This window comes from Flagellimonas allohymeniacidonis (genome assembly GCF_004296335.1).
In the GTDB taxonomy this organism is placed as follows: domain Bacteria; phylum Bacteroidota; class Bacteroidia; order Flavobacteriales; family Flavobacteriaceae; genus Flagellimonas; species Flagellimonas allohymeniacidonis.
Map to the genome: position 1 here is coordinate 1 of NZ_SGIU01000002.1, position 13,783 is coordinate 13,783.

Genomic DNA, 13,783 nt, shown 5'->3' on the forward strand with positions numbered 1-13,783 from the left:
ATTGGCAGCAACCCCAGCACTGTCGTCAAGGTCGCTCAGATTGACCGTCACATCGGTCGCCCCCTCGCTGATCGTCAGAACATTGGTCGGCGCGTCAAGGGCGGCACCAGTGATGTCGTCGTCGGTTCCACCTAAAGCTGATAAATCGACAGATACAATATTGCCGTCCTCAATCTCCAAGGACAATATATTGGTAACTCCATTGAAAGTGAAGTTTTGAAGTTGTTGGTCATCCGTGGAAGTTAATTCCCAAGAGTCTCCGTCCCAGAAAAATATCGTTCCAGTACTTGTATTTACGTAAATGTCTCCAGCATCCGCTCCAGCAGGTGTTACTGACCCAGGGGCAAATACTGCAGTTCCTTTTAAAACTTCGCAGTTACATTGGTCTTGCAATGTAACCGTGGTTTGCGAAAACGCAAATCCCGAAAACAAAAGGGACACAATTAAAATGATGCACTTTTTCATGGGGTTACTATAGATTGACATCTTAGATCTTATTTTGTTCTGGTCGATTTACTCGTTTAGTTTAGTATGGTCTCATTTAGGGACACTACATCTTTTAACAAAATTATCCATACCCCTAGGGGTTGAAAATATTTGTTGTGTACGCCTTAAATCCCACTGTATAGGGATGGAATTTTGAGGTCATACATTGGTCTACAACTCTTTTTTCACAATGCTTTTAGTCGATGAAAGCACTATAATCAAAGGTTATCGGCACTTCGTTTTTAAGCCCAAATAGGTTTTTCTGTCTTTTTCAAAACCTAATTTTGATTAATGCGATACGTAATTCTTCTGTTCGTAATAACTGTACCTACGGCTATGGTCAAGGTCACTTGATTTGATGTGACAATGGCACATACAAACGCCGAATTTGAAACCAATACCCTAAATTGATCTCCATTGTTGCTAGATGTTGGGGCAGTTATAGTTAGTGTTGTCGTATTGGTTCCACCGTAAATGCCAGCATCTGATAAGTCTTCCCATACTACTCCATTAAATCTTTGCCATTGATAGGTGTCAGTACCGGATGCCACCACGTTAAAAGAGGTGTTACATCCCGTACATGTCTGTGAATCAATTGGTTGAGTTACTATTGTAGGAGCTGCAAGTACTTCAAGATGGTCAGAAATTAAATTTGAGTTTTGGTCCGCCGGCGCGGCATAAGAAGCAGCCTGAACCGTACCATCAGGATTGATAGCAGGGCTACCTGAGCCATACATCCCATTATCATCTGTATCAGTGTTAGCATCGGCATAAGCTTCATCGGCATCACCACAGCCATCACCATCGCTATCGGTATCAATACAATCAGCAATTCCATCTTGATCGGTATCCATTTCAGAAGTCCAAATAATGGCATTCACCAAAAGGTCTTCTCCTGCCGCATTGAACCCCCCATTGCTATTTGCATGTGGAACTATTGCTCTTCTGCCAGGAGCTGTACCTACGTCCATGGCATCACCAGGTTCCCAGACCGCTATAGAAACTTCACCATTAGGGTGTAATCCTAAAACTGTTCCTGAGGCGAGACTATTTGCACGAAATGAACCGTCTCCTATGTCGTTGTTGCCTAGAGATAAGCCCGAGGTTATGGGATGGGAATTATCGGTGATGTTGACCAAGTTTGTGTTGTTTGTAGCTCCTTGGTTCGCTCCCAATATGTCATCATGAAGAAAGGTCTCACTGGTGATGACTCCTCTTTCCGTGGTTGTCAAGTTAGCCACGTTGGCCAAAACAGTTCCGCTAATGGCGTCTTCATAAACAAAGGTCACTGCATAGTTGTCAGCATTTCCACCAACGTTATCATCAACAACGGTAACGGTATATCCCAAACCTGTAAGCTTATCAATTGTATTTTGTTCTTCGCTTCCCGGTGTTCCGTTAGTAACCCATAGAACTGTACCTGCGTTGGGGCATTCCACTGAATCGAAGATTCCGTCATTGTCATCATCCAAATCCACGTTATCGACAATTCCATCCAAGTCGTTGTCTTCCAAAACAGTTATGAAAATTGTCGCTGTGTCTTGACCTGAAGCAAAAGAACAAATGGTGTTATCACCTATGGTATATGTGAAGGAAGTAGAACCAACAAAACTTCCCGGGCTATAGGTAATTGTACCATCGGGATTCAAAGTGGCCGTTCCATCACTGGGTTGTGTTATGGAAATCACCTCAATGGGACTCCCTTCTGGATCCGAATCTGCACCATTTCCATTATCTATAAGTGCATCAATGACTACATCCACACCTACATTTGTTGAAATATTGTCATCTTGAGCGATTGGAGGAAGATTTGAGGTATCTGGCAAAAGGTCCACCAGATTGATGCTACCATTGTTAAAATCGGATGGCGTAATCTGAGAACGAACAATTACCCGTCCTGTGGTGGTTCTAGGATACCCGATTTCTAAAACAATGGGTGTGCTAGGACCTCCAGGAAGGCCGAAGTGGATTACACCAGATTCTTGAGTGCCATGTCCAAATCCACCATTAACTTCTCTTGTTCCGGATATGACGTTTCCATCACAATCCAATATTTTAGCCGTTGCTCCAACGCCAAAACGTTCTTCAGAACCTGTTAGACCAAAGCTATCTCGGTCTTCCTTAATATTTATAAAAAGATGGTTTGCTCTTGCCGCTGCACCCAGATTGTTGATATAAAGGGAATTACTACCACTTCTATTTTGGTATAGGTCTAAATCCCCATCATTGTCAATATCCACAAACGTGCAGCCTTCTCCACTACCGTTGAAGGACAAGCCCGAATCTGAAAAACTTAGACTTCCATTATTAAGATAAAGGCGACTAGTATTGTTTCCGGTCAGGAAAATATCAAGGTCTCCATCATTATCAACATCACCAAAGGCCAATCCTTCAATCTGACCGGAAAAGTCGATTGGTATTCCTGTTGCCGCTCCCATGGCGGTCCAAGTTCCATCTCCATTATTTCTATGAATCTGGTTATCTCCATTTTCCGTCCAAAACATGTCAAAATCGCCATCATTATCCAAATCACCAAAGGCGACAGCACCTTTATTGCTATTGGCTGCCTCATCGATATCCACACCATCTTGAAAAGTCCCTCCCACATTGGTAAACAAGTCAACTTGTCCTTGTTTCCTCACTACAATATCAACCCAACCATCATCGTTATAATCCGTTGCGGAACCATAATCCCCGTCTGTCGCATCCTGTACCAAACCTAAAGGCCAGGTAGTAGGGTCTGCCACGTTATAAGGTGGGTTTGGGCTATCGGCCTTTCGGGTCACATGAGTGAAAAAGCCAGTTCCGTCATTTTGCAGAATATCTACCCCGTAATTGTGATTATCAATAAAAAGGTCCAAATCCCCATCACCATCGTAATCCAATGCTCCGGCTCCTTCAGAATTCAGTCCATCAGTTAGTGAGGTAAACTGTTGATTTGGAGTTGTTCCCCCTGTTCCATTACCAAACCGATTTGTGGCTGGATCTTGTAGAAAAATCCGGATATCATTATTGTCGTTCCTAAAAATATCTGGATATCCGTCGTTATTGAAGTCTACGAACAAAGCCGTTCTTTCGAGACCTCCTCCGCTGAAGTCAGGCGCGAGGGTGGCCGTCACATCCGTAAAGGAACCGCCGTCATTTCTCATTAGGTATCCAGCGCCATTGGTGTTGACAACCATATCGAAATCTCCATCCAAATCATAGTCTGCCCAAGCATGTCCTCCGTCCTTTCCGCCTCCTATGTTCAGGTTATAAGCTGCCGCACTTTCTGTGAATGTAGTTTGGGCATGGAAGGTTATTGTAAACAAACAAAGACACAAAGCCATTATTAACGAATAGCTTCGTTTACTCACTGCCATAACCGCTTGAGTTGTATCTCCCAAAACCTTACAATTCATTACCTGACTAAAAATCAGGGTGTTGTACAAAGTTTGGACTTAATAAATGAGCCCTAAAAAAAATGTTGTAAATGTGTGGGAAAGCGTGGTTAGAGCTTAAAATTACATTTTTTCCTACAAAAGGCTGCTATTAATTTATATTTACCCTGAAAGTGATGCGGCGATTCGTGATAACTCTTCCCACTCGAACTGTAAGTGTAGCTGGGCTGGAGGTTAAATCTGGGCAGGTACTTGTCGAATTTGACAACAAAACCCGGTAGAGATATCCATTTTTGTCCACATCAGGAGAATTTACAGTCAATGTGGTCGTTTGAGTCCCAGAATATTCGGAGCCATCTGAAATATTAGAATAGCTTCCTCCTCCATTAGTACTAACTTGCCATTGGTAGGTATCCACATTGTTGGCAGTCACTGAAAAAGTTGCATTATTTCCAGCAAAAACAGTCTGATTAACTGGCTGTGAGGTAATTTCAAAGGGAGAAATCGTAATGGTCTGGGTAACATCAGTTGTATTTCCACCCGCGTCACTAATGCGATAAGTTCTCGTAATTATTTCAGGATTGGTGCCTCCATCACTCACATCACTTATAAAGGTGACCGTTGGGGTTAAGGTGCAATTATCCGCTTCATCTGTAACTACGGTTGGGTCCGCAACAGGAACTTCTGCTGAACAGTTAACCGCTATAGGTGCAGGATTACTTGCTGTAGGGGCTTCATCATCAGTTACGGTTATATCGAAACTATAGGTGTTGGTATTTCCAAATGCATCTGTAACTTCAAATGTATTCGTAGTTGTTCCCACGGGAAAGGTTCCCCCAGTGGTAAACCCAGAAGTTTGAACCACTTGCAGTGTCGCTGCGGGGCAAGCACCTGAACCTGAGGTATCCGCTACCTTTAGGCCAGGAATTGATACATCGTCCAAACGGGCTCTATCAGTTGCATTGCTATTTGTATCAAAATCGAATCTTACTCTATAGTTTCCGGTCAAATTGATGTCTATGGCCTCCGTTTGCACACTGTTATCGGCATAGGTCTCGTTAAAAATTACGGTGGCCACATCGGCTTCATCCACCAGAGAGACAGTAATTCTATTGCTATTTCTAGCTTGGTCAATTCTATGTAAGAAGGTTAGCTGTCCTGTTCCATTTAAATATACCAATGGACTTATCAGTGTTCTCGATTCGGTTGAAATCAAGTTACTGGTTCGCATACTGGTGGTCGCAGAAAGCGGGTTGTTGGTTGAGACCGTGGAACCTGCAAATTGCCAGCACTCATCAATAAGATCATTCCTGCTGGGTACTTCAAAATCTTCAAAAACAGGATAGGTACCGTCTCCCATTGCACAATTATCGCTAACAGTAGGTAAAGTGTAATTTACCACTGCCTCACATACTCCGGCATCCGCAGAGACCGTAATATTTGAAGGACCATTGATGGTGGGTGCCTCATTGTCATTAACAGTGACCGTAAAACTGCATGTAGCTGTGTTCCCTGAATCGTCCGTTGCGGTATACACAACAGTGGTTACCCCAGGCAAAAAGCTATCACCAGGATTGTAGTTATTGCTTGTTAGCGTAACTCCACCACAATTATCGGTTGCCGTAGGTAATGTCCAGGTCACAATAGCTCCACAGGTTCCACTATCTACATTTGTCGTAATGTTGGAAGGGCATCCTGTGATTACCGGAAGGGTAGTATCAGATACAGTCAATGTAGCCGTATTGGACGTTATTGTACCACAAGCGAATTCAGAGTTTGACACCAAAACTCTGTACTGATTCCCATCATCCGAAACCTGTGCATTTGTGATAGTCAAAGTTGTCGTTGTTGTTCCAGTATGTATTCCTGTGTCCGTTAAATCATCCCAAGTAGACCCGTTGAACAATTGCCATTGGTAGGTATCTGCATTGGTGGCCACCACGGTGAAAGTAGAATTACTTGATGGGCAAATAGACTGATCTACGGGCTGGGTAGTAATGGATGGTGTTGTACCTGCCTCCTGAAAGTCAAAAACAGTGTTGCCATTATTGTCATTTGGGGTAGTATATCCATCTGAACCCGAGGTTACCAATCCATTGGCATCTACCACCACGGAGGCTGGTCCCAGGAGGCCATCACTATTATCATCTGTAAATCCTGCCTCAATGACGTCGTTACAACTGTCATTATCTGCATCCAATTCTAAAAAGTCATAATTGGTATCGGAATCGGAGTCAACAATCGTATATCCCAGTACTCCACTATCCGCTGTGGTCTCAACTGCATCAAACACACCGTTGGTACCTACATTGGCAGACGAAGCTGTATCAATTCTACCGTCAAAATCAGAGTCAAGAACACCTGATACGGTTGTCGCGCCAGATTCCAAAATATCATGAATTCCATCGTTATCGGAATCCAGGTCCAAACTGTTGATTATCCCATCTCCATCGCTATCCAAGCTTGCACAAACCCCATTGGCATTTAGGGTGCAATAATCAGGATCTTCATAGTTTAAGAGACCATCGGCGTCATCATTGCCCATAGGGTCAGAGGCTAGACAACTAAATGGATTGCTCGGTGGGACTGTAACTACAAAATTATGTACACTGGAGAATCCAAAATCGGGATAATTTGAGGAAGTAAATACATTACTGGCGTCAACGTCTATGGAATAGCCCGCCGAACCATTGCTATCGGAGCCACCGCTAGAATTGAGTCCATCACCGAAAGAATCGAATATAGTAAAGGTATATGTACCGGATTCGCTTACATTAAAATTTTGTGTGATGATTTCGTCCCCACCCGCATACGTTCCTCCACTACCTATTGTATTGGATGAAGGGTCCACCAAATTCCAGGTAGTCTCTCCTTCATATCTGTCCAAATCAATCGTTATGGTGATGGTTACTGTGTTCGAGGTTGGCAAGGGGTCCGTTCCACATAGCTCTTGGGTATCTGTAATGCCATCATTGTCATCATCCAAATCCACAGTGTCCAAAATACCATCAGCATCGCTGTCACCAACAATAACGGGCACTGTACTGACACTATCTTGATCATCTTCTGACGAAATATTGTTGTTTGGGGTGGAATCTGGATCATTGAGGTCGCTTGCCGTAATTTCCGCACTATTAAAATATACGCCGCTACCATTAACCGTAGCCGTTATTTGCAAGGTGCTTGTGGCACCATTATTAACGGTTCCAACATTCCATATTCCAGTACCGGAGGTATAGCTGCCGCTACCCGTATCACTTACATAAGTATACCCCGAAGGTATTAGGTCAGTGACCACTACACCTGTTGCATTCAACGGCCCATCATTGGTGACGGAAAGTGTAAAGACCACATTAAGGCCAACCGTAGGGCTTGCGTTATTAACGGTTTTGGTCAGTCGCAAGTCAGCGTTGTCTATTGAATCATCCCTGAAATCCACATCTCCCCCAGAAGAGGCATCGGAATCAATGTCCGGTAATTGTAGGACACCCGTTAATGGGTTATCAATAGTTCCAGCTGGGTCCGTATAATCAGAAGTTGTGTCAATATTGTCATCCAGACCATCGTTATCGGCGTCTGCATTGGCCAAGGTCAATCCCGCTTCTGTGGTATCATCGCTTCCTTCATTGTCACTATCCGTATCCAAATAATCGGGATTATCTGCACCATCGGTATTGGTTGGCGTGACCCCATTCGGATAGGAAGTATCCACACCATCTGAATTCACAACCCCTGCAGGAGCCACATATCCAATTGTTGTCTGACCTTCTACGTTATCCGGGATTCCATCTCCATCACTATCCAAGTCCAAATAGTCTAAAATACTGTCCGTATCATCAGTACTTTCGGAAAAGGTATAATTTAGAATTCCACTTTCGGATGAAGTCTCAAGATTATTGAATACTCCATTCGCACCCACATTTGCTGGAACAGTTCCCCCGTCTATCCGTCCGTCATTGTCGCTGTCATTTACTCCTGAAACAGATAAGGCGTTGGATTCCACAATATCGAAAATACCGTCGTTGTCTGAATCCAAGTCTAAACTGTTAATCACACCGTCTCCGTCAGTATCCATATTCGCACAGACCCCATTGGCATTGAGCGTACAAAAATCTGAATCTTGGTAGTTCAGAATACCATCACTGTCGGCATCTTCATTGGGATCACCGCTAAAACATGTAAACGGGTTTATGTTGGTCTGAACGTTGAAATTGGTAGTTTCACTGGCGCCAAAACTGCCTCCGTTGGCAATTGACGCTCCGTTCAACAAAACATTGTAAGAGCCATTCCCAAAGGAACAACAAATTCCATTGGAACCGCTATCAGAAATCGTAAATGAAAAGGCTCCTGTAAGTACCGTGACAACCGGGGTATTGATGGTTGTTGCAGGTTGTCCGGTATAGGGTCCTCCCGTAGCAATTACCCCAGAAGGCCCTGTTAATGTCCATGTTGTTTCAGCAGGGAAGTTATCGGTTGTAATAGAGACCAAAATTGTTGATGGAATCACAGTGGAGGAAGGATCCGTTCCACAGAGTTCTTGGGTATCGGTAATACCGTCATTATCGTCATCCAAATCCTCGTTGTTCAAAACCCCGTCCCCATCCGTATCAATGGAATCAAGTACATCCCGGTAGTCCACGTCTCCACCACTTGCAGCATCTCCATCTACATCTGGAAGAACCACACCTCCTGACAAAGGATTGTCAATTGTTCCTCCTGGATCTGAATAACCCGAAGATGTATCCACAGAGTTGTCCAGTCCATCACCATCGCTATCACTTCCGGATAAGGTAAGTCCAGCTTCTACCGTATCGGTATCTCCGTCCTCATCACTATTGTTGTCCAAATAATCAGGATTATCTATTCCATCTGAATTTGGGGGAGTTAGACCTTCCCCAGAACCTGGGGTAGTCTCATATACATCATCCAAACCGTTGCCATCGGAATCAACATTGCTTGGAGCTAAATATCCAGCTGTTGATTGTCCCTCGACATTGTCGGGAATCCCATCGTTATCAGAATCCAAATCCAAGCTATTGATTATGCCATCCAAGTCAGAGTCTCCAATACCTTCCACGGCATCCAAAATACCATCATCATCGTCGTCCAAATCCGATTCATCATAAACTCCATCTCCATCTGTGTCTTGTAAACAAGAGGTAAAAAAGACTACCTGCTGGGTAAAGTTGTATCCTTGTCTATCTGAACTGTTACAGGTAGCGTAGGTGCTAATATCCAAAAAAGCGAAATTGGCATCCCCAGAGGATGTTACCGTGTTCGGATTGGTTAGATAGTACGCATTGCCATCATTATTGTCTGTTACATATAATATATCATCTGGACCCAACTGAACCCCTGCCCAAGACCCTAAACTTTCATTTTCTATATTGACTGAGGTATTTGAACCGATAACGTGCATATAGAGTGGACTTTGCCACCCCACGGCTGCGGTTGAAGAACTATTGTCATGCGCATAAAAAAGTCGGCTACCATCGGGGGAAAATTCAACACTGTACCCTGTACTGGTCAAGGAAGAGGTCGTCCTAGGGACATGAGTCCATGTTCCAATAGCTCCCGTGGTGGAATTGAATGAAGCGTAGAATATCCCTGCTCCTTCCATCGCAATGGCTATTCTATCATTTTGCTGGGAGAAGCGAATCGAAGCCCTTTCCCCTCTAAAAGGAATACTAACCGGCAGACTTGCCGTAACATCGGGATTATTGGCTCTTGCAGCAGATAAAATATTGGCCGAGTCCACACGCCACAGCATAATGCTACCAGCGCAGTTTGAGGTGCAACTACCCGTATCATTGGCGATAGTAGCCACCCACGCCCCGCACATTGCACCATTATTGGTACCGTAAAGCGCTTCTGTAGTATTGTTCTGCAAAAGGTTATTGCTGCTGATGACCGTCCTTGTGGTCACATCGATTATGGAATAATAGGCGGTACCATCATTACTTTCGTTACTCCCATCACCATGTAAAAGGTATACCTGCTGTAAATTGGTCCCTGGTACCGGCATTACAACGGCCATCTGGGTTCTGGTCGCGTTTGTGTTAATCCCGGTTCCATTGGTATAGAGTGCTCCTGTATTGTCCCTTACTGTTCCTAGGTCGGCATAAAACAAAAGGTTCCCGGTCACTGGGTCACTCCATGCTGAAGTAGCCTCAAAGGCACCATCGGATGTAAGGTTACATGAAATCGTTGGTGGTGTCGTCCTAAAGTCCATTAGGTATCCCCGACCATTCCACCAGTGGGCATCAAAGGTCTGGGAATATCCAAAGTAGGACAATCCAAAAAAAAGTAAAAGAGTAAAAAATTTTAAGCCCCTCGTAGGAATCATTTATGCTTTTGTAAAGAAGTAAACCTGTGACTTCGTATACGCTAAACTATCCCTGATTGTTAAAAAAGGAGAATTAATGTTGTGAATTGAGCTTAAATTCTGGTATAAGCCCGTTTAAGCGAAGTTACCCTTTTGTTAAAAAGGGGAATTTATAAAAAGTTGCAGTTTATCGAGCTGACCGATTATTCAAAAATGATAAACTCCGATCTTCGGTTCAATTGATGCTTATCCCTAGAGCAGGGAACACCATTGAAACAATCGTTGGCCAAACGGGTCTCTCCAAAGCCTTCTCCTTGAAGTCGGTCTGGTGCTATTCCTTTGGAAATCATATAATCCACGGTTGATTGCGCCCTTTTTTGAGATAACCAGAGGTTATAGGCATCGTTTCCACGGCTATCGGTATGTGAGTTGACCTTAATCTTAAGGCTTGGATACTTCTCCATAGCCACGATTACCTTTTGAATCTCTATCTCCGCATCCGGTCTGATGTCAAACTTGTTCAGGTCGAAATAGATAGTACTAAGCTGGAGCAGTTTTGCCAAATCATCCCCAAAACCTCCGGTGACTACATCACGCTCCAAATAGAAATCGATAATTCTAGGCTTACCATAGGACCTGTTCAGGTATTCTTCGGCAGGAACATAGCCATCACGTGAAGCGCGAACAAAGTTGCCTTTGGAACAATCCAACTGTAACACATAGTTTCCTTTGGAATCTGTAATTGTAGAGGATATTTCCTTGTTTTCCTCATCAATAACTTTCACCGTTGCACCAATAAGCACTTCATTGGAAATACGATCCCGAACGGTACCGGTTACATCTTGCAAACAATCCAATACCAAAGGTTCTGTTTCTTCAAACTCATAAATATCATCCTCTCCCATTCCACCGGTCCGGTTTGATGAAAAATATCCCGACTTTTCCCCGTCATCAATAATGAAGGCAAAATCGTCATTGGGTCCATTGACAGGTCTTCCGACGTTGACAATGGGTTGGTCGTAGTCGTCAAAAGCAATTTTTGTGGCAAAAACATCCAAACCTCCTAGGCCGGCATGTCCATCTGACGCAAAATAAAGTACCCCGTTTGGTGTAATAAATGGGAAGGTTTCCCGTGCCCTAGTGTTGATATTTTTTCCCAAATTGACTATGGGTCCATAGGTACCGTCACCGATAATTTGAGTCATGAAAATATCTGACTCGCCATAGGAACCCGGCATATCTGAAACAAAATACAGTCGCTTCTCATCTGGACTCAATACTGGATGCGCAACGGAGTAGGAATCATTATTAAAGGGCAGTTCGAGGATATTGGTCCACTCACCATCAATCCACTCAGCACTGTAGATTTTTAAGCGAATCACACCTTTTTCATCCTTGTATTTTTTTCCATCCAAAAAATTGTTTCGGGTGAAATACATGGTAGAACCGTCCTTGGTCACTACTGAAGTGGACTCATGCAATCTTGTATTTACATCGCCTTCCAGCTTAACAACCGTGTTTTGGGAAATGCTATCTGCATTTACTTTATACAAGTCTAGAAAGTCTCTGGAGTTCCACGTATGTCGATAACGTGCCAGGTTTCCGGTATCCCTATCAGAAGAAAAGATTAATCCATCTTCATAATAGGCCGTCGCAAAATCAGAGTATTTGCTATTGAATTCAAAGTTTTTCACTTCGTATCTCCCAGAGTTCTCCTCTATCTTTGCCAAATAATCTTCATCGAAGGCATAGTCATCGGAAACCGCTGTCATCTCCTTAAACTTCGCCATAATCTCTGAGGCGGCATCATATTCACCCAATGTTCTCAGTGTTTGTGCATATCTAAAAAAGTAGTCAGCTTCAGTATCATCACGATAAGACTCCACCAGTTTTTTATAGATTTCGGAAGCTTCATCATATTTAGCATTGAAGTAATATGAATTTCCAAGTCGCTTCAACAAATCGGCGGACACATAACCTTTTTCGAGTACTTTCTTATAAATATCAATAGCAGGCCTAAAGGAATATTCCTCGTACTGGTCGTCTGCTTTGGATTTTACTTTTTCCTGTTGTTTCTCATTGACCTCTTCCTTTTGAGCCAATAGCGCTGTTGTAGAGGTTAGGAGTACAAGAATAATGAAGTATATTTTTTTTGGCATATCCCTGGTTTAAAAGAATCGTGGAGATACTGTCCTTTGGAATGCTTTGAGCAATTCCAGTCTTAGAAAAACCTCAAAAGAACCATCATTGAATTGGGTACCCCCCAGTTCTGTGGTTTCGCGATCATATGCAAGTCCGAGCATTATCTGGTCGGTAATTTGAAAACCGGCCAAGGCACTTACTGCAGCATCAAATCGATAGGCTGCACCAAAACTAAATTTTTCGGCAAACAAAAAGTTTGCAGATACATCGACCTGAAGAGGTGCTCCTCCCACCGCTTTGGTCAAGAGCGCCGGTTTAAATTTTAGGTCTGGATTTAAATCAAAAACATATCCTGTGATAAAATAAAAATTGATACGTTCCGTCGCCAAGAAATTGACTGAATTATCATCATCGGTATCACTATTGTCAAAATATTCGGTCTCCAATACATTGGGAGCTGAAAGGCCAGCATAGAACTTGTCGGTATGGTAATAAACTCCCAAACCAAAATTTGGTGCAAACTGGTTGTCAATATTGTCTTGTTGAACAACCTCTTGGTCAAAGTTGCGCAAGCCAGCAAAATCTAGGCTTATGAAATTTCCACCTCCTTTTAAACCAAAGGATAACTTTGCATTTTGTGCTACATCAATGGTATATGATAGCACTGCATCCAAATAGGTCTCTTGCACCACTCCATCACCAATATTGTCGTTGACCACAGAAACACCGTAACCCAATCGACTGTTCCGAATTGGAGAATGCAGGTTCAAAGTGAATGTTTCCGGTGCACCATCAAGTCCCACCCACTGTGATCTGTACAGACCGGCAAAACTCAATTGTCCCCTTGACCCGGCATACGCGGGATTTACACTAAGGGTATTGAACATGTATTGGGTGTACTGGGCGTCTTGTTGTGCAATTAAGCTCTGAAGCAGTGTTCCGAAGAACAGCAGCGCAAGCCAAAAGTTTTTCTTTACCATTCTATCTCGCTTGTTAACGGCTTATATATATGTATTCTGAATCGGTAAACCTGCCCTCTTCGGTTTCGTACTCAAATATATAAAAATATACTCCTGAAGGTAGGTAATCATTTACACTCAAGGTAGATCTTCCCCTTGAACGACCATCAAATACATTGTTTACATTGTTATAATTGGCACCATCATAAACTTTTACGCCCCATCTGTTAAAAATCTGCAAGGTACTGCTCCTAACTTGATCCAAGCCTCGAATAAATAGGAAATCGTTATTTCCATCTCCATTTGGGGTCACCAATTGGTTTACTTCTACATCTTCATCTTCCGTTGGCGGTGGCGTATCATCTATCGGGTCAAGGTAATCGGGCGTGCCGTCGCCGTCCGTGTCGTCGTCCGTGGGGTCGCCGTCCTCGTCAGCGTCCTCGTCCGGGGTGTCGATGCCGTCACCGTCATCGTCGAAGTCACGGTAGTTC

Annotated in this window: 6 protein-coding genes; all 6 read right to left on the reverse strand. The window is 43.5% G+C overall.

What is annotated here, in order from left to right:
• A partial coding sequence (locus tag EW142_RS08270; protein WP_130612563.1) for a hypothetical protein occupies positions 1–486 on the reverse strand: 486 nt, incomplete at its 3' end.
• Positions 487–764: 278 nt separating this feature from the next.
• A complete protein-coding gene (locus tag EW142_RS08275) occupies positions 765–3,848 on the reverse strand; it encodes an FG-GAP-like repeat-containing protein (protein ID WP_165395247.1) in 3,084 nt (1,027 codons plus the stop codon).
• Positions 3,849–4,017: 169 nt separating this feature from the next.
• Positions 4,018–10,212, reverse strand: coding sequence for an HYR domain-containing protein (locus EW142_RS08280; protein WP_130612569.1), 6,195 nt, complete (start codon positions 10,210–10,212; stop codon positions 4,018–4,020).
• A gap of 182 nt (positions 10,213–10,394) precedes the next feature.
• Positions 10,395–12,350 carry an OmpA family protein gene (locus tag EW142_RS16955; RefSeq protein WP_130612572.1) on the reverse strand — a complete coding sequence of 652 codons (1,956 nt, stop codon included), beginning with the start codon at positions 12,348–12,350 and terminating at the stop codon, positions 10,395–10,397.
• A 9-nt stretch (positions 12,351–12,359) separates the two neighbouring features.
• Positions 12,360–13,313 (reverse strand): PorP/SprF family type IX secretion system membrane protein, encoded by a 954-nt coding sequence (locus tag EW142_RS08290; RefSeq protein ID WP_130612575.1) that lies wholly within the window; start codon positions 13,311–13,313, stop codon positions 12,360–12,362.
• A gap of 13 nt (positions 13,314–13,326) precedes the next feature.
• Positions 13,327–13,783 (reverse strand): gliding motility-associated C-terminal domain-containing protein (locus tag EW142_RS08295; protein WP_130615626.1); only part of this gene is annotated, 457 nt, incomplete at its 5' end.

Bases quoted from the DNA above. Each gene is read 5' to 3' on its own strand.
- EW142_RS08275 (WP_165395247.1), bottom strand. From the start codon at position 3,848: ATGGCAGTGAGTAAACGAAGCTATTCGTTAATAATGGCTTTGTGTCTT.
- EW142_RS08280 (WP_130612569.1), bottom strand. From the start codon at position 10,212: ATGATTCCTACGAGGGGCTTAAAATTTTTTACTCTTTTACTTTTTTTT.
- EW142_RS16955 (WP_130612572.1), bottom strand. From the start codon at position 12,350: ATGCCAAAAAAAATATACTTCATTATTCTTGTACTCCTAACCTCTACA.
- EW142_RS08290 (WP_130612575.1), bottom strand. From the start codon at position 13,313: ATGGTAAAGAAAAACTTTTGGCTTGCGCTGCTGTTCTTCGGAACACTG.